Genomic DNA, 16,806 nt, shown 5'->3' with positions numbered 1-16,806 from the left:
ATACGCCCGCACCGGCCGCAAGGCCTGTAGCGGGCGTTTTTCGCAGAACAAAAGGAGAAGCAGTATGAGCAGTCTTGAACAAAAGGCACTGGAATACCACAAGGCCGGCAGCCCCGGCAAAGTGGCCATTGCCGTGACCAAAAGCGTCGCCAACCAGGACGACCTGGCCCTGGCCTACTCGCCCGGCGTAGCCGCGCCTTGCATGGAAATCGCGCGCGATCCGGCGCTGGCGTATGAGTACACCGCCAAGGGCAACCTGGTCGCCGTCATCACCAACGGCAGCGCCGTTCTGGGCCTGGGCAATATCGGCGCGCTGGCCGGCAAACCGGTCATGGAAGGCAAGTCCATCCTGTTCAAGAAATTCGCCGGCATCGATTCCTTCGATATCGAACTGGACGAAACCGATCCGGACAAGCTGGTCGACATCATCGCCGCCATGCACCCTACCTTCGGCGGCATCAATCTGGAAGACATCAAAGCGCCGGAGTGCTTCTACATCGAGCGCAAGCTGCGCGAACGCCTGAGCATCCCGGTGTTCCACGACGACCAGCACGGCACCGCCATCGTGGTCGGCGCCGGCATGCTGAACGCAGTGGAGATGACCGGCCGCGATATCGCCAACGTGAAGATCGTGTGCTCCGGCGCCGGTGCGGCGGCCATCGCCTGCCTGGAACTGCTGGTGGATATCGGCGCGCGCCGCGAGAATATCTTCGTCTGCGACTCGAAAGGCGTGCTGTCCAAGGCGCGCAACCTGAGCGGCGAGAAAGCCGACTGGGCGCAGGACACCAGCGCCACCACCCTGTCCGACGTGATGGAGGGCGCCGACGTCTTCCTGGGCGTCTCCGGTCCTGGCGTGCTGTCGCAAGCCGACGTGCAGCGCATGACCAAGCAGCCGATCGTCTTCACCCTGGCCAATCCGGAACCGGAACTGCGCCCGGAACTGGTGCGTGAAGTGGCGCCGGACGCGATCATCGCCACCGGCCGTTCGGACTACCCGAACCAGATCAACAACGCGCTGTGCTTCCCCTACCTGTTCCGCGCCGCGCTGGACACCGGCGCCACCACCATCAACCAGGAAATGAAGCGCGCCTGCGTGACCGCCCTGGCCGGCCTGGCGCGCAGCGATGCCCGCTTCGGCAAAGACTACGTGGTGCCAGGCCTGCTGGACGACCGCCTGCTGCCGACCGTCACGCCGAAGATCGCCCAAGCCGCCATGCGCAGCGGCGTGGCCCGCAAAGAGCTGGACATGACCGCCTACTTCGAGCGCCTGGAAGCGCTCGGCAAGCACCTGCTGTAACCGAGTAAAAAATGGGGACGTACCCCATTTTTCGCTGCGCGAAAAAATGGGGTACGTCCCCATTTTTTCTGCAACATTACACGCCCAGCACGTACTTCTCGCTCGACATGCGGCGCGTTGCGAAAGCGACCGCCGCAAACGCCAGCACCAGCGGCAAGGCGCAGGCCAGCAGGTAGGGCATCACGCCCAGCGACTGGCCGGTGGCCATGGCCTGGAACATGGTCTGGTTGCCCAGCAGCGGCACCGCGTACATCCAGTCCTTGGTGGTCAGGTCCAGCGCCGGCACGATAAACACCGGCAGCATCGGGATGAAGGTCACGATACCCGCCGTGGCCTGCGCTTCCTTGAAAGTGCGCGAATTCATCGCCATCGCCACCTGCAGCGCGCCAATCATCAGGCACAGCGGAATCGCGGTGGCAATCACCAGCAGCAGCATCGGGATATCCACACGCCACGACAGGCCGATTTCTTCCAGCGGCAGGTATTTCAGCACCGCGTGCGCCACCCCCAGCTCAAACGCCAGGCCGATCGCCGCCAGCGCGGATGCCGCCAGCCACTTGCCGGCCACCAGGTCGAAAGCGCGCATCGGCTGCGAGATCAGCACTTCCAGCGAGCGGCGTTCGCGTTCGCCGGCGGTGCTGTCGATCGCCGCCGCCAGGCCGAAGATGCAGGCCGGTACAAAGAACATGCCGAGGAACATGCCGATGCGGGTATTGGAGCGCGTCGTGCTATCCGCCGTGTCGTAGCGTTGCAGCGCAAGCGGCGACAGCGTGGCCGGCGAAACGCCGTGCGCCAGCAGGCGCGCGCCTGCGATGCCGTTGCCGTATTCGCGCAGCATGGTTTCCAGCTCGCGCCGCTGGGACGCTTTCTCCACCGAGGAATCGAACCACAGCTCCAGCGGCGCCGGGCGCAGGTCTTCGTAGTATTCGCTGAACTTCTCGCCCAGTTTCAGCACGGCGGCAGTCTTCTTCTCGCTCAGCAGCTTGGCGATGTCGGCCTCGCTCATGCTCTCTTTCGGCGTGACGTTGACGTTTTTCTGGGTCAGGTAGTTGACCAGGTTGGGCGCCTGCGCCGCGCCCACCACCACCATGTCGATGCCGACCTTCTCGGTGCTGGTGCCGCGCTTGATCTGCATGTGCAGCATGAAGCCGACCATGGCGGGATACATGAACACGAACATCAGCAGCATGTTCAGGGTGCGCTTGTCGCGGATCGCCTCGACCAGCTCTTTTTTCATTACGACTAAAAATTGCGGCATCATGCTGCGATCCCCTCTTCCGTGCCGACCAGGTGGACGAAAGCGTCTTCCAGGTTGGCGATACCAGTTTGTTCACAAAGCTGCAGCGGAGTGCCCTGCGCTACCGTTTTGCCGTTCGCGATCACGATCACGTCGTCGCACAAATGCGTCACCTCCTGCATGACGTGGGTGGCCAGGATGATGCAGCAGCCCTCCTCGCGCAGCTTGGTCAGGGCGCGGCGCAGGGCGCGCGTGCTCATCACGTCCAGGCCGCGGGTCGGTTCGTCCAGCAGCAGGTTGCGCGGGCGGTGCAGCAAGGTGCGCGCCAGGGCCACCTTGATGCGCTGGCCTTGCGAGAAGCCCTTGCAGTTACGCTCCAGGAACTCGCCCAGGCCGAGCAGCTCGGTCACTTCCTCGATGCGCTGCTTGATGGCGGCTTTGTCCATGCGGTTGATCTGGCCGAAATACTCCAGGTATTCGCGCGTGGTCAGGCGTTCGTACAGGCCGAATTGGTCGGTCAACAGGCCGATGCTGCGGCGCGCGCCCATCGGGTCCTTATCCGGATCGACGCCGTCGATGCTGACCGAGCCCCGGTCGCGTTTGAGCAGCCCAACCAGGGTGCGCATCAGCGTGGTCTTGCCGGCGCCGTTCGGGCCGAGCAGCGCGGTGGCGCGGCCGTCGGCCACGGTGAAGCTGACGCCCGCCAGCGCAGCGAAATCGCCAAAGCTCTTATGTACGTCTTCTACGTGGATCATCTTGCGTCCTTTCAGGGTTTGGCGCCGGCGTGGCCAAGCTGGAACGGGATCGGTGCGATCTCGCGCAGGCAGCTGCTGTCCACATTCGCTTCCGGTTTATCGAGGAATTCGCGCATCAGGCGCGGCACGCAGCCCAGGCGCGACACGCCATGGCCGGCATTGGCGACCACGATGTGCTTGGCCTTGCTCATGGCCTTGGCGGCGCTTTCGGCGCGGCGCGGCGGCGTGACCGGGTCCTGGGCGCCGGACAGGAGCAAGGTCGGCGCGCTGATCTGGCTCACTGCCTGCGCCGGCGCGGCGGGCACTTTCAGCAGCGGGCACAGGCTGGCGATACGGCCAGCGTGGCCGCGCAGGAAGGAACCGCGTTCATCGGCCACACGTGCCTCTTCGGTCAGGCGCGGGATGTCTTCGCTGCAGACCACGGCCAGGTGCAGCGGCATGGCGATCAGGCCTTCCGGCGAGTAGTCGGTGGTGACGTAGGCGCGCGCCAGGAACGGGCCCCAGTTGCCTTCATACGCGTTGTGGATGATGTACGGCAGGCGCTGGCTGTCATGCGGCGAGTACAGCGTGGAATGGATCACCGACACGAAGCGCAGGTTGGTCAGCGGCAGCTGCAGGCGCTTCATATTGCGCGGGTGGGCGAAGTCCAGCTTGACCGATCCGGCGTTGACGCGCGCCAGCACAGTCTCGAATTCCTTGGCAAGCTGCGGATAAGCCGCGGCGCAAGCCTTGTCCTCGGCGCAGCGTTTGAAGATACCGTCCAGGGCTTGCTGGGCATCCTGCGCGGCGGCCGGGATCACCTGCTCCGGCGCGGCCACGCCATCCAGGATCAGGGTGCGCACGCTGGCTGGATAACTGCGCGCATAATGCTGCCCCAGTCGGGTGCCGTAGGAGCCGCCGAAGATGTTCACCTTGCCATAGCCCAGCGCCAGGCGCACCTGTTCGATATCGGCGGCGGCGTTGGCGGTGGTGTACAAGTTAAGCGGCTGCTTGATCGCGGACAGGCATTTGCCGATCGCGGCGGTCATCTGGCTTTCGGTGGCCGCATCGTCCAGCTGCGGGTCGTCGCAACGCAGCTTGCCGGACAGGCCCGTGCCGCGCTGGTCGATAAAGACGATATCGCGCGTGGCGCGCAAGCGCTTGAAGGTGGATTCCAGCAGTGCCACCACGTCCGAACCGGCCTCGCCCGGGCCGCCAGCCAGCACAAACACCGGATCGCTGTTCGGAATCGGGCGGAAAGCCGGCGCCACCGCCACATGCAGCTTGAGCTGGCCCGCTTCCTTGCGCTGCGGGTCGAGCGGTACATTGATAGCGTGGCAGCGCAGGGATTCCTCGCTGCCGCGCAGGTGACAGCCGCGCCCAGGCTGGGCGGCCGCCTTGGCGTCCAGCGCCAGCAGTGCGGCCAGCGTCAGGACGAGCGCCGACCATGAAACTCGCAATTTCATTCGTTAACTCCTCGGGTAAGAATAGGTTGTGGGCGATCAGGCCCCGGGACTACGCAAACTTCGCAAGCGCTTGACCAGCCGCGCCACGCAATAGAAGCACAGCGCATGCAGGCCGACCACCATGGCAATGAGACCGGGCCTGCCGCTGCTGAGATGTTTGACCGTGTACGGCAGTTGCAGCAGGAGCGGCACGACGAACAGCCCGATCAGGTATTTGTACTTGCGCCCCATCGACTCGGCGTCGGTGAAGATTTCGGTCGTGCGCGCGGTGCCGGCCGGCGCGCGCCAGAACTGCCAGCCCAACTGCTCGTCCACGCGCTGCCAGCCGGCGTCCTCGAACAACTGCAGGTAATGGGCGTCGGCGCGGGTCAGGCGGAAGTCGATGCGGTAATTCACTGCGGCGGGTTGGCCGCGCTCGAACGCGAAGAGCATGCGCATGGCGTGCACGCGCTTCAGGTGCAGGCCCTCGCGCGCCTTTTGCTCCAGCCAGCGCTCGAAGGTGTGGTCGGCGTCATCCCAGAACCATTTGAATTTCCAGACAAGCTTCTTCATATATCGGCCATCGGTATATCGATGTCCGATATATTAGCATTTAAGTAAACGATGTCAATGCCCTTGTCGTTTTGCGATCCAGTCTTCCACCACCCGCTCCAGCACCGTCATCGGCAAGGCGCCGTGGCCCAGGATCTCGTGGTGGAATTCCTTCAGGTCGAATTTGTCGCCCAGCTCCCTGCGCGCGTGCTCGCGCAGGCCGAGGATGGTCAGCTGGCCCACCTTATAGGCCAGGGCCTGCCCGGGCGAGACGAAATAGCGCTCCACTTCGACGCTCGCCTCCTTGGGCGCCATGCCGGTGTTCTCCACCATATACGCGATGGCCTCCTCGCGCGACCAGCGCTTGTAGTGGATGCCGGTATCGACCACCAGCCGCACCGCGCGCATCATTTCATCGCGCAGGCGGCCCAGTTGGTCGAGCGGCTGCGGCGTCAGGCCCATCTCCGAGGCCAGGCGTTCGGCGTACAGGCCCCAGCCCTCCTGGTAGGCGGAGAAGGAAATGACGCGGCGGAAGAAAGGCACGCCCTTCATTTCCTGCGCCAGCGATACCTGGAAATGGTGGCCCGGCATGACTTCGTGGAACACGGTGCTGCGCATGCCGAAGCGCGGAATATCGTTCAGCGAGCGCATGTTCGCGTAGAACACGCCGGGCCGCGTGCCATCCAGCGCGCCGGGGATGTAATAAGCGGTGGGCGCGGTGGCGGCCGACTGGGTCGGCGCGGGACGCACTTCGATCGCCGTCTTCGGATGCACGAGGAAGGCGCTGGACAGCTTTTCCTCGGCCTCCTGCATGATGGCGCGGTACTCCGCCAGCATGGCTTTGCGGCCCTCCTCCGTATCCGGGAAACGGTAGCGCGGGTCGCGCATCAGGCTTTGCATGCGCTCGCCCACCGTGCCCTGCTCCAGCCCCTGCTCGGCCAGCAAGCGGTCCATGATGCCGCTCACGCGCTCCACGTCGGCCAGGCCCAGTTCATGCACGCGCTGCGGGGTCAGGTTGGTGGAGGTATGGTGGCGCACGCACCAGGCGTAGTATTCCTCGCCATTCGGCAGCGACCAGGCGCCGTTGTTGCGGCTGACGCGCCCCTGCAAGGCAACGAAATGGCGCACCAGTTCCGCGTAGGCGGGATAGACGCTCCTCTGGATTGCATCGGCCGCGCCCTGCAGCAATTCAGCGCGCACTTTCTCATCCATATCGGCCAGCGGGATCGCCTCCAGCTTCGACTTGAAGCTGGTGTACAGCATATTCTCGCGCGCCGGCCGCCCGGCAAAGCCGTGCATTTGCAGCAGCACCTTCTCGACCAGGAATTGCGGCGGCTGGATGCCGGCCGCCTCCTGCGCGCGCAGCAGTTCAAGCAATTGCTCGAATTTGCGCGGGAACTTGTGCAGGCGGGCGATATAGTCCTCGGCCTCGCCGCGCGTGGTGACCTGGTGCACGTCGGCCATGAATTCAGGCAGCGCGCTTTGCAGGCCGTGCATCTGGTTGACCGGGAAGTCGTGCAGGTAGAAACGGCCGCCCTCGATCTTGTTGGTCAGGTAGTAGTGCAAGGTGTCGTAGGACAGCTGCGCCTCGCGTCCCAGCGCATTGCGGTCGTAGCGGTCCAGCATGGCCAGGTTGTCGCGCATGTCCTGCAGGATTTCCTGCCGGCGCCCGGGCGACTCATCATCCAGACGCGTGCTATGGAAATCGAGCCAGCCGGGCAGCACGCGCAGTTGCGACATCATCTCCGGGCTTTTCAAGGCGGCCGAGGCGAAGGCGCGCATATAAAACCACTCCAGTTTGAGCGGCTTCGAATACCAGGTCTGCGTCACCAGCACCGCACCCGCGCACAGGGCCGCAGTAGCCCCGGTCAGGCCCCAGACCGCAATTTTTTTCGCGTTGATCTCCATGCGCGAAATATTACAGTATCATCCCCGTTTGCCGGCGACCAAGCTGGCAGATTTGATAACAGACCGGAGATCCCGAATGACCTTACGCCTGCTGGTACTGGGCGCCGCCGTCGCGGCAGCTACCAGTGCAGTTGCCGCCCCGCGCGGCCTCACCATCGAAGACCTGGCGAGCATGGACCGCGTCGGCAGCCCAGCGCTGTCGCCCGATGCAAGCCGCGTGGTGTACACCGTGCGCGCCACCAATATGGACAAGAACCGCGGCATCACGCAGCTGTGGATGATCGACCTGAAGGCGGCCAAACCCACGCCCGTCCAGCTCACCCAGCACGATGCCAGCAGCAGCCAGCCGCAATGGTCCGCCTCCGGCGACGCCGTCTACTTCGTGAGCGGCCGTTCCGGCTCCGCCCAGGTATGGCGCCTGCCGGTCAGCGCCGGCGGCGAAGCGGTGCGCGTGACCGACTACCCGGTGGGCGTGGAAAGCTTCCGCCTGTCGCCCAAGGGCGACCGCCTGGCCATGTCCTTCGAAGTATTCCGCGACTGCGCCGACCTGGCCTGCACCAAGAAGCGCCTGGACGACAAAGCCAAGAACAAAGCCACTGGCATGCTGTACAACGACATGTTCGTGCGCCACTGGGACACCTGGAAAGACGGCCGCCGCAACGTGCTGTACTCGGCCCCGGTCGACGCCAGCGGCAAAGCCGGCGCAGCGGTCAGCCTGAGCGGCGCGCTGGACGCCGACGTGCATTCCAAACCGTTCGGCGGCGCTGACGACTACCAGTTCAGCCCGGACGGCCAGAAGATCGTCTTCGCCGCGCGCGTCGCCGGCAAGAGCGAATCCTGGTCCACCAACTTCGACCTGTACGAAGTGGCGGCCGCCGGCGGCACCACCCCGCGCAACCTGACCGGCGAAAACCCGGCATGGGACGCCAAACCATCGTTCTCCCCGGACGGCAAGACCCTGGCCTACCTGATGATGAAGCGCCCTGGCTTTGAAGCCGACCGCTTCCACATGGTGCTGATGGACGTGGCCACCGGTAAGAAGCGCGTGCTGGCGCAGGACTGGGACCGCTCCATCGCCGACTACAAGTGGCGCGAAGACGGCAAAGCCCTGCTGGCCAACGCCGACGATATCGGCAACCACCGCCTGTTCTCGCTGGACGCCGCATCCGGCAAAGTCACCGCGCTGACTGGCAAAGGCTATGCCGGCGACTTCGACGTGAAGAAAGACACCGTCGTGGTAGCCCACGCCTCCCTGTCCGGCGGCGCCCAGCTGGTCAAGTTCAAGACCGAAGGCGCCGAGCAGAAAGGCAGCCAGCTGACCTGGGCCAACGCGGAACGCCTGAAAGACGTGAAGATGGCCGACTTCGAACAGTTCTCGTACAAGGGCGCCAACGGCGAAACCGTGTACGGCCACGTCATGAAGCCATGGAACTACGAACCGGGCAAAAAATACCCGATCGCCTTCCTGGTGCACGGCGGCCCGCAAGGCAGCTTCGGCAACAGCTGGAGCTACCGCTGGAACCCGCAGGTGTACGCCGGCGCCGGCTACGCTACTGTCTTCATCGACTTCCACGGCTCCACCGGCTACGGCCAGGCCTTCACCGACTCAATCAGCGGCGACTGGGGCGGCAAGCCGCTGGAAGACCTGCAGAAAGGCATGGCGGCAGCCGTCGCCAAGTACGACTTCCTGGACGGGAACAAGGCCTGCGCCCTGGGCGCCTCCTACGGCGGCTTCATGATGAACTGGATCGCCGGTAACTGGAGCGACGGCTTCAAGTGCATCGTCAACCACGACGGCATCTTCGACCAGCGCGGCATGGCCTACGCCACCGAAGAACTGTGGTTCACCGAATGGGAAAACGGCGGCACCTACTACGCCAACCCGCAGAACTACGAAAAGCACAACCCGGTGCACCATGTAGCGAAGTGGAAGACCCCGATGCTGGTGATCCAGGGCGACCTGGACTTCCGCGTCCCGACCACCCAGGCGTTGGGCACCTTCGCCGCCCTGCAGCGCCAAGGCATCAAGTCCCAGCTGCTGGTCTTCCCGGACGAAAACCACTGGGTACTGAAACCAGCCAACTCGATCATGTGGCACAAAACCGTGATCAACTGGCTGGATGACCACCTGAATAAGTAAAAACCAATTCGGGGTCAGGTCTGACAATCGGACAAATGGTGCCCTTGGGCACCATTTGTCCGATTGTCAGACCTGACCCCGAATTTCATTCAAAGGCGCAGGTGCGGAAACCGTTGAAGATGTCGTCGCGTTCGGGCAGGTAGAAGTTGCGGAACTTGGCCGATCCCAGGCGCGAGGGGGTGGCGAACGACGCGCCGCGCAATACCTGGTGGGTGCTGAACCAGGGCGCCGAATACTCGCGGTAGCGGTCGGCGCTGAAGCCGGGGTAGGGTTCGAACGGCGATGCGGTCCACTCCCACAGCTGGCCCCAGCGGAACGCCGGGTGGCCGTGCAAGGCGGCGTACTCCCATTCCATTTCCGTCGGCAGGCGGCGGTTGGCCCAGGCGCAGTAGGCTTGCGCTTCGTACAGGCTGACGTGGCGCACCGGCTCGTGCGCCGATAAGGTGCACAGGCGGCCGAAGCGCATGGTGCGCCATTGGCCGTTGTCGCGCTGCCAGTAGCGCGCTGCTGAACGCTCCTGCCGCAACAGCCAGTCGGCGCCGGCATTGCTCCAATACTCGCGGCGTTCATAGCCGCCATCCTCCACAAAATCGGCGTACTGGGCGTTGCTCACCAGGGTCGCGTCCATGCGGAACGGGGCGACGTAGCAGGGGTGCGCGTATTTTTCGTTGTCGAAAACGAAGCCGCCCGCTCCGGCCGGGCTGCCTAGCTGCAGCGTGCCGCCGGGAAAGCCGATGTCGCCGGGGGTGCCGGCGGCGCGTTCGTCGTGTGTCAGGTGCGCTGGCGCCTGCAGGCCGAGGGTCTGCAGCGTGTAGAGGAAGGCTTCGCCGTGCATGTCCTCGTGCGCCAGCGCCAGGCGGTAGGGGTACAGCGCTTCGTCCGTGTTGGGCTCGCGCGACAGCTTGTCCAGGACGCGGTCCAGCACTTCGTGGCAGTAGGTCTTTACGCCGCCGGTGCTCGGCAAGTCCAGGCTCCAACGGCTGCGGTGCGGCACCATATTCGAGTCGAACCAGTCGTCGCCCTTGCGCAGCAAGGAGGCGTAGAGTGCGTCCGCCGGGTGGCTGGAGACGGCTTCGCGCAGGATGAACCATTCGGCGAACCAGGCGGTATGGCCCAGCTCCCACAACGGTGGATTCACGATGCGCATTTGCGGCACACGCTGCGCAGCATCCAGGCCGGCGGCGGCAAAGCATTCGAAAAGGCTCAGCGTATAATTGCGCGCAGCCTGCAAGGCATCGGCAAGTTGCTGTGTTCGGGCGGTCCGGAACGAGGCATGGATGGCATTCATGGGTCGATTGTAGCGATATTTGCGTAAATAACACCAGTGAGCAAGCAGACTATCTGCATCGTCAGCCCGGCGCTGGCCCAAGCCAACAATGGCAACTGGCAGACCGCCCGCCGTTGGGCGCAATTCCTGCGCGCGCGTTACGACGCCGCCATCGCGTCCGACTGGGCGGCGCCGGCGCCGGCGCTGCTGATCGCCCTGCACGCGCGACGATCCGCCGCGCCGCTGGCGCGCTTCTGCGCCGAGCATCCTGACCGCCCGAGCATCCTGGTGCTGACCGGCACCGACCTGTATCGCGACATCCACATCGCCCCCGACGCGCAGGCTTCGCTGGAACGCGCCACGGCGCTGGTGCTGCTGCAGCCGGCCGGCATGGCGGAGCTGCCGCCGCACCTGCGCACCAAGGCGCACGTGATTTACCAGTCCGCACCGGCCCTGCAGCCCGCCGCACGCAGCGTCGCGCCGCACCGCCACGAGATACTGATGATCGGCCACCTGCGCGAGGAAAAGGATCCGCGCACCTTTATGGCCGCCGCGTCGCGGGTCGCCGCGCCGGGCGCGCGCCTGCTGCACATCGGTGGCGTGCTGGACCCGGCATTGGGCGAGGCGGCCGAAGCGGCGGCAGCGGCATGCCCGGCGCGCTACCAGTGGCTGGGCGCCCTGCCCCACGCCGCAACACGCCAGCGCCTGAAGCACGCGCACGCCATGGCGATCTGCTCGCGCATGGAAGGCGGTGCCAACGTCATCATCGAGGCCGTGACCAGCGGCGTGCCGGTGCTGGCCAGCGATATCAGCGGCAACCGCGGCATGCTGGGCGACGACTATCTTGGCTACTTCCCGCCCGGCGACGCGGCCGCGCTGGCGGCCCTGATCGACCGCAGCATCACCGATCCGGCCTGGTACGCGGCATTGCAGTCCCAGTGCGCTGCGCGCGCCCTCCTCTTCACGCCCGAGGCCGAGCAGGCAGCCCTGCTCGACTTGGTGGATAATCTGCTCCATACGAACAAATAGGCCCCATCATGAGCACTGAACCAATCAAACTCACCTCCTTCTCCCACGGCGGCGGCTGCGGCTGCAAGATCGCGCCCGGCGTGCTGTCCGAGATCCTGAAAAACACCAACGGCTTTCCGGTGCCGAAGGAGCTGATGGTCGGCATCGAAACCGCCGACGATGCCGCCGTCTACAAACTGAATGACGAGCAGGCACTGATCGCCACCACCGACTTCTTCATGCCGATCGTCGATGATCCGTTCGACTTCGGCCGCATTGCCGCCACCAACGCCATCTCCGACGTCTACGCCATGGGCGGCACCCCGATCATGGCGCTGGCTCTGGTCGGCATGCCGGTCAACAAACTGCCGCTCGAGGTGATCGGCAAAATCATCAAGGGCGGCGAGTCGATCTGCCACGAAGCCGGCATCCCGATCGCCGGCGGCCACACCATCGACTCCGTTGAGCCGATTTACGGCCTGGTGGTACTGGGCCTGGTGCATCCATCCAAAGTGAAGCGCAATGCCGACGCCAAGGCCGGCGACGTGCTGGTGCTGGGCAAGCCGCTGGGCGTGGGCGTGCTGTCCGCCGCGCTAAAGAAAGGCGTGTTGGGCGACGAAGGCTACCAAGCGATGATCGAGAACACCACCAAGCTGAATAAGCCGGGCAAGGCCCTGTCCGAGCTGCCGGGCGTGCACGCCCTGACCGACGTTACCGGTTTCGGCCTACTCGGCCACCTGCTGGAACTGGCGCGCGGCGCCAAGCTGACCGCCAAGCTGGATATGTCGCAAATCCCGCTGCTGCCGGGCGTGGAAAAGCTGGCGCACGACGGCTACTTCACCGGCGCTTCCGGCCGCAACTGGGATGCCTACGGCAAGGACGTGCTGCTATCGCCGAACATCACCCCGTCGCAGCACACCCTGCTGACCGACCCGCAAACCTCGGGCGGCCTGCTGGTCTCCTGCGACCCGGCCAGCGTGGATGAAGTACTGGCCCTGTTCCGCAACCACGGCTTCGGCCACGCCGCCGTGATCGGCGAAATGACCGCCGGCGAGCCGCGCGTCCAAGTCGCGGCCTAAGCCATGCTGACCCGGCTCGCCTTGTTCGACGAACTGCTTGAACAGCGCGCGCCGGCCATCGGCAAGGATTTGCCGGCGTACCGCAACCACTGCTACCGCATCATCAATTTCGCCAATGCGCTGGCCGGCGGCGATCCGGCCCAACTGGACAAGCTGGCCATTGCCGCCGCCTTCCACGATATCGGCATCTGGACCCACGACACCTTTGATTATTTGCCGCCCTCTGAGCAGCAGGCCCGAAACTGGTTGGCCAGCAAAGGAAACGCCGCGTGGTGCGATGAAATCATCGCCATGATCGCGCTGCACCACAAGATCACGGCCTGCGCGCCGCATCACACCGCATTGGTGGAGGCCTTCCGCCAGGCCGACTGGATCGACGTCACTGCCGGCGTCATATCCCACGGGCTGCCGCGCAGCTTTATCCGCCAGGTACAGGCTGCCTTTCCCGACAACGGTTTCCACCTGCGCCTGCTGCAACTCAGCGTCAAGCGCGCCTTGCGCCATCCACTCAATCCGCTCCCGATGATGCGCTGGTAAGCGCCTATTTCAGGAAACGGAAGGTCGGTTCGATATTTTTTGTGTGGAGGAAATTCACGATATCCTCCAGCGTGGCGTCTTTCAACAACAAGCCTTCTTGCGTAACTGCCGGAGTCGCGTGGGCAGCAGTTTCGCCCCCTGGCTGCAATCGGGCCAGGGCGCTGGCAAACTGCTCCGGCGCGATGCTTTCCAGGCGTTCCAGCAGGGCCAGCTGACCTGCTTCCGGCGGCTGCATTTCGAGGCCTTCATCGCCGGCGAAGGAGGCGCCCAGGCCGGGGTTGATGAAGGCGGCCCATTTCCCGCTTGCCGGGTCCAGACGCGGTGGCAGCGCCAGGGCGGATGCGGGCGCAGACGCGGAGCCATTGGCGGCCGGCTTCAGCGCCGGGCAATACGCGTTCCACAACAGCCCGGCGAACTCGCGCGCCTGCGCCAGCGGCACGGGCTGCGCCAGCGACAACCACAGGCCATAGGCGCCATCCCCGGAAATACTGACCGCCGGCGCGGGCAGCTGCAATTCGGTTTGCAACGCATTTGCCATCACGCACAGGCGCTCCCAATGCCCATCCTCCGCGTCCTCCGGCAAGCGGCGAAATGCCAGCGAGATGACGCGCGTCAGGCCGGCTGCTGCAGCCTCGGGCGTGGCCAGGTACAGCCGTTTGAGTTCTGTATTCAGTTTTTGCATGGCGCTTATTGTAACGGTGCCCGCACCGGCGTCTGGTGCAGAATCACGCGGCTATAAGTGTCCTGCACGCCGGCGCGGTCGCGCAGGGCGTCGATCAGGCTAAGCAAATGCGCCTGGTCGCGGCAGGCCACGCGCAGCAGGCCGTCGTAGTTGCCGGTCATGAGCGCCACTTCCAGCACGCCGGGAATCGTCTTCACGATTTCCTCGAATTCGCGGGTATTCATCCCGGACTTCAGTTTGATGTCGATATAGGCTTGCAGGTGCAGGCCGAGCGCGGCGTGATCCACCCGCGCTTCGAAGGCCAGGATCGCGCCTTCCGCCACCAAACGCCGCACACGGTCGGCCACCGTGTTGGCGCTGAGGCTGACGCGCTCGCCTAAATCCTTAAAACTTATCCTCGCATCATCGCGCAAAAGTTCGATTATTTCTCGGTCTATTTTATCCATAAACGCATTTTCCTCGCTAACAAGCCCATTTTAGCATCCGATAACGCGAAAACGTCGTCAATTGCCGCCAGGATTTTTCCTTGACAAGGCCAAATCCGGTACCGTACATTGGACGACATGACCTCGCATTTGCACATCTCTGCACACCTGCCAGGCGCCCTATCCCTAGGGGCGCTACTACTGGCACGCGCCTGATTTCCCCTTGCAGTATCCGCGTCGGCCGCCTTCGCGCCACGCCCCGGTTTCCAAAGAATCTGAAAATCACAGGAGTATCACCATGATGTTGAAGAACCCTGCCGCCAAATATCGCCCCTACCCAACCGTCGGCTTGACCGACCGTAGCTGGCCGAACGCGGTCATCTCCAAGCCGCCGATCTGGATGAGCACCGACCTGCGCGACGGTAACCAGGCCCTGATCGAGCCGATGAGCGTGGAGAAGAAAATCAAGTTCTTCGAACTGCTGATCAAGGTGGGTTTGAAGGAAATCGAGGTGGGCTTCCCTTCCGCATCGCAGACCGACTTCGACTTCGTGCGCAAGCTGATCGAAGAGAACCGCATTCCGGACGACGTCACCATCATCGTGCTGACCCAGGCGCGTGAAGAACTGATCCGCCGCACCGTGGAATCGTGCATCGGCGCCAAGCGCGCCATCGTCCACATGTACAACTCCACCGCCCCGGTCTTCCGCAAGGTCGTATTCGGCGCCAGCCGCGAAGAGATCACCGCCATCGCCACCAGCGGCACCAAGCTGGTCAAGGAACTCCTGGCCCAACATCCGGAAACCGACTGGACCTACGAGTACACGCCGGAATCGTTCTCCACCACCGAACTCGATTTCGCCAAGCATATCGTGGACGCCGTCTCCGCCATCTGGGAGCCGACGCCAGACAAGAAGATGATCGTCAACCTGCCGGCCACCGTCGAATGCTCCACCCCGAACGTATACGCCGACCAGATCGAATGGATGTCGCGCAAACTGCAGCGCCGCGATTCCATCATCATCTCGGTGCACCCGCATAACGACCGCGGCACCGGCATCGCTGCCGCCGAACTGGCCGTCATGGCCGGCGCCGAGCGCGTCGAAGGCTGCCTGTTCGGCAACGGCGAACGCACCGGCAACGTCGACCTGGTCACGCTGGCGCTCAACCTCTACACCCAGGGCGTACACCCGGGCCTGGACTTCTCCGACATCGACGCCGTGCGCAAGATCGTCGAGGAATGCAACCAGTTGCCGGTGCACCCGCGCCACCCGTATGTCGGCGACCTGGTGTTCACCGCCTTCTCCGGCTCGCACCAGGACGCGATCAAAAAGGGCTTCGCCAAGCAGCAGGACGGCGCGCCATGGGAAATCCCGTACCTGCCGATCGACCCGCAGGACGTGGGCCGCAGCTACGACGCCGTGATCCGCGTCAACAGCCAGTCCGGCAAGGGCGGCATGGCCTACCTGCTGGAGCAGGACTACGGCCTGGAACTGCCGCGCCGCCTGCAGATCGAATTCTCGCGCGCCGTGCAAAAAGTGGCCGACCAGACCGGCCTGGAGATCACGTCCGAGGGCATTTACCAGATCTTCCAGCGCGAATACCTGGAACAGGCCACGCCGTACGCCTATGCCTCGCACAAGATGGTGGAGGACAGCGCCAACGATGAACCGGTGCAGATCGACATTGGCCTGATCCACAACAAAGCCCCGCTCGCGCTGCAAGGCGGCGGCAACGGCCCGATCGACGCCTTCGTCGACGCGCTCGGCCTGGACGTAACCCTGATGGACTACCACGAGCACGCCATCGGCCACGGCGCCAACGCCAAGGCGGCCTGCTATGTCGAATTGCGCCTGGACGGCGGCCCGACCCTGTTCGGCGCCGGCATCGACAGCAATATCGTCACCGCCTCGTTCAAAGCGGTTCTGAGCGCCATCAACCGCCAGCTTGCGGCCCGGGCGGACGCGGCAACCAGCATAGCGCAAGCTTCGGCTTAAGCCGGACGATCCGGGCGCCCTCTAGGGGCGCCCGCCATTCTTTGCATTGAACGTGCGTTGGCAGCCTGGACGCAGGGTTTGGCAATGGCGGCAAGACCGACGTCGTCCCAGGTTCGCCACCATCGTCGGCGAACAGGCCAGCGGAACCTTGCTTGGCGCCTTTGCCGACGGCGGTACAGCGCTCGATATCGACGGTAAGGCGGTGGACACCGGCATCAGCATGGAATCGGTGGCGCTGGAATTCACCAAGTCGGCAGAGTTCGCCAAGATGTACGGCGTCAACGTCAGCAATAAAGAGATGCTGACCAAGATCTATGACTACGCCTTGCACCGCCTGCCGGACAACGACGGCTTCGCCTGGTGGCTCGATGTGCTCGACAACAAGAAGGCGAGCCTGGGCACGGTACTGTATGGCTTTAGCGAAAGCAAAGAAAACTACGCCCAGGTGATCGGCTCGATGCAGCACGGCATCGACTACATCGCCTACCAAAGCTAGTAA

At 64.3% G+C, this 16,806-nt stretch carries 15 protein-coding genes; 7 read left to right on the top strand and 8 right to left on the bottom strand.

The window, feature by feature from the left end; all coding sequences use genetic code 11:
* Positions 1 to 64: 64 nt before the first annotated feature.
* Complete coding sequence (locus GTP41_RS08735) at positions 65 to 1,297, top strand: malic enzyme-like NAD(P)-binding protein (RefSeq protein WP_161025187.1); 1,233 nt, start codon at positions 65 to 67, stop codon at positions 1,295 to 1,297.
* 76 nt (positions 1,298 to 1,373) lie between these two features.
* On the opposite strand, the gene GTP41_RS08730 is transcribed toward GTP41_RS08735, so the two are convergent.
* Genes GTP41_RS08730 through GTP41_RS08710 form a run of 5 tightly spaced genes read right to left on the bottom strand, consistent with a single transcriptional unit; the run spans position 1,374 to position 7,173 of the window.
* Positions 1,374 to 2,534 carry an ABC transporter permease gene (locus GTP41_RS08730; RefSeq protein ID WP_229502789.1) on the bottom strand — a complete coding sequence of 387 codons (1,161 nt, stop codon included), beginning with the start codon at positions 2,532 to 2,534 and terminating at the stop codon, positions 1,374 to 1,376.
* 20 nt (positions 2,535 to 2,554) lie between these two features.
* Positions 2,555 to 3,289 (bottom strand): ABC transporter ATP-binding protein, encoded by a 735-nt coding sequence (locus GTP41_RS08725; RefSeq protein WP_161025185.1) that lies wholly within the window; start codon positions 3,287 to 3,289, stop codon positions 2,555 to 2,557.
* 11 nt (positions 3,290 to 3,300) lie between these two features.
* Positions 3,301 to 4,734, bottom strand: a complete 1,434-nt coding sequence (locus GTP41_RS08720; protein ID WP_161025184.1) for an alpha/beta hydrolase — start codon at positions 4,732 to 4,734, stop codon at positions 3,301 to 3,303.
* A 36-nt stretch (positions 4,735 to 4,770) separates the two neighbouring features.
* A complete protein-coding gene (locus GTP41_RS08715) occupies positions 4,771 to 5,286 on the bottom strand; it encodes a DUF2812 domain-containing protein (protein WP_161025183.1) in 516 nt (171 codons plus the stop codon).
* A gap of 54 nt (positions 5,287 to 5,340) precedes the next feature.
* Positions 5,341 to 7,173, bottom strand: coding sequence for a DUF885 domain-containing protein (locus tag GTP41_RS08710; protein ID WP_161025182.1), 1,833 nt, complete (start codon positions 7,171 to 7,173; stop codon positions 5,341 to 5,343).
* Between the two features lie 76 nt (positions 7,174 to 7,249).
* On the opposite strand from GTP41_RS08710, the gene GTP41_RS08705 reads away from it, so the two are divergent.
* Positions 7,250 to 9,313, top strand: a complete 2,064-nt coding sequence (locus tag GTP41_RS08705) for a S9 family peptidase (RefSeq protein WP_161025181.1) — start codon at positions 7,250 to 7,252, stop codon at positions 9,311 to 9,313.
* Positions 9,314 to 9,398: 85 nt separating this feature from the next.
* On the opposite strand, the gene senA is transcribed toward GTP41_RS08705, so the two are convergent.
* Positions 9,399 to 10,601: a selenoneine synthase SenA gene (gene senA / locus GTP41_RS08700; RefSeq protein WP_161025180.1), complete on the bottom strand. Its 1,203-nt coding sequence runs from the start codon at positions 10,599 to 10,601 to the stop codon at positions 9,399 to 9,401.
* A gap of 36 nt (positions 10,602 to 10,637) precedes the next feature.
* Here senA and senB point away from each other — a divergent pair, with 36 nt between their 5' ends.
* Genes senB through GTP41_RS08685 form a run of 3 tightly spaced genes read left to right on the top strand, consistent with a single transcriptional unit; the run spans position 10,638 to position 13,204 of the window.
* On the top strand, positions 10,638 to 11,609 hold the full coding sequence (gene senB / locus GTP41_RS08695) for a selenoneine biosynthesis selenosugar synthase SenB (RefSeq protein WP_161025179.1): 972 nt from the start codon (positions 10,638 to 10,640) through the stop codon (positions 11,607 to 11,609).
* A gap of 8 nt (positions 11,610 to 11,617) precedes the next feature.
* Positions 11,618 to 12,667 (top strand): selenide, water dikinase SelD, encoded by a 1,050-nt coding sequence (gene selD / locus GTP41_RS08690; protein ID WP_161025178.1) that lies wholly within the window; start codon positions 11,618 to 11,620, stop codon positions 12,665 to 12,667.
* 3 nt (positions 12,668 to 12,670) lie between these two features.
* Positions 12,671 to 13,204: a hypothetical protein gene (locus tag GTP41_RS08685; RefSeq protein ID WP_161025177.1), complete on the top strand. Its 534-nt coding sequence runs from the start codon at positions 12,671 to 12,673 to the stop codon at positions 13,202 to 13,204.
* Positions 13,205 to 13,208: 4 nt separating this feature from the next.
* On the opposite strand, the gene GTP41_RS08680 is transcribed toward GTP41_RS08685, so the two are convergent.
* Together GTP41_RS08680 and GTP41_RS08675 are read right to left on the bottom strand one after the other, a co-directional pair.
* Positions 13,209 to 13,886, bottom strand: coding sequence for a hypothetical protein (locus GTP41_RS08680; protein WP_161025176.1), 678 nt, complete (start codon positions 13,884 to 13,886; stop codon positions 13,209 to 13,211).
* Between the two features lie 5 nt (positions 13,887 to 13,891).
* Entirely contained in the window at positions 13,892 to 14,332 is a 441-nt protein-coding gene (locus tag GTP41_RS08675) for an Lrp/AsnC family transcriptional regulator (protein ID WP_161025175.1), read from the bottom strand.
* A gap of 277 nt (positions 14,333 to 14,609) precedes the next feature.
* On the opposite strand from GTP41_RS08675, the gene leuA reads away from it, so the two are divergent.
* Positions 14,610 to 16,307, top strand: coding sequence for a 2-isopropylmalate synthase (gene leuA, locus GTP41_RS08670; RefSeq protein WP_161025174.1), 1,698 nt, complete (start codon positions 14,610 to 14,612; stop codon positions 16,305 to 16,307).
* Between the two features lie 148 nt (positions 16,308 to 16,455).
* Positions 16,456 to 16,803, top strand: a complete 348-nt coding sequence (locus GTP41_RS08665) for a DUF4214 domain-containing protein (protein ID WP_161025173.1) — start codon at positions 16,456 to 16,458, stop codon at positions 16,801 to 16,803.
* Positions 16,804 to 16,806 lie beyond the last annotated feature (3 nt).

This window comes from Pseudoduganella guangdongensis (assembly GCF_009857475.1).
Taxonomy (GTDB): domain Bacteria; phylum Pseudomonadota; class Gammaproteobacteria; order Burkholderiales; family Burkholderiaceae_D; genus Rugamonas; species Rugamonas guangdongensis.
The sequence above is the reverse complement of the archived record's forward strand: the minus strand, read 5'-3'. Positions and strand labels throughout refer to the sequence as shown.

Bases quoted from the DNA above. Each gene is read 5' to 3' on its own strand.
- GTP41_RS08680 (WP_161025176.1), bottom strand. From the start codon at position 13,886: ATGCAAAAACTGAATACAGAACTCAAACGGCTGTACCTGGCCACGCCC.
- GTP41_RS08685 (WP_161025177.1), top strand. From the start codon at position 12,671: ATGCTGACCCGGCTCGCCTTGTTCGACGAACTGCTTGAACAGCGCGCG.
- GTP41_RS08730 (WP_229502789.1), bottom strand. From the start codon at position 2,534: ATGAAAAAAGAGCTGGTCGAGGCGATCCGCGACAAGCGCACCCTGAAC.
- GTP41_RS08735 (WP_161025187.1), top strand. From the start codon at position 65: ATGAGCAGTCTTGAACAAAAGGCACTGGAATACCACAAGGCCGGCAGC.
- GTP41_RS08720 (WP_161025184.1), bottom strand. From the start codon at position 4,734: ATGAAATTGCGAGTTTCATGGTCGGCGCTCGTCCTGACGCTGGCCGCA.
- selD (WP_161025178.1), top strand. From the start codon at position 11,618: ATGAGCACTGAACCAATCAAACTCACCTCCTTCTCCCACGGCGGCGGC.
- GTP41_RS08715 (WP_161025183.1), bottom strand. From the start codon at position 5,286: ATGAAGAAGCTTGTCTGGAAATTCAAATGGTTCTGGGATGACGCCGAC.
- GTP41_RS08675 (WP_161025175.1), bottom strand. From the start codon at position 14,332: ATGGATAAAATAGACCGAGAAATAATCGAACTTTTGCGCGATGATGCG.
- leuA (WP_161025174.1), top strand. From the start codon at position 14,610: ATGATGTTGAAGAACCCTGCCGCCAAATATCGCCCCTACCCAACCGTC.
- senA (WP_161025180.1), bottom strand. From the start codon at position 10,601: ATGAATGCCATCCATGCCTCGTTCCGGACCGCCCGAACACAGCAACTT.
- GTP41_RS08710 (WP_161025182.1), bottom strand. From the start codon at position 7,173: ATGGAGATCAACGCGAAAAAAATTGCGGTCTGGGGCCTGACCGGGGCT.
- GTP41_RS08705 (WP_161025181.1), top strand. From the start codon at position 7,250: ATGACCTTACGCCTGCTGGTACTGGGCGCCGCCGTCGCGGCAGCTACC.
- GTP41_RS08725 (WP_161025185.1), bottom strand. From the start codon at position 3,289: ATGATCCACGTAGAAGACGTACATAAGAGCTTTGGCGATTTCGCTGCG.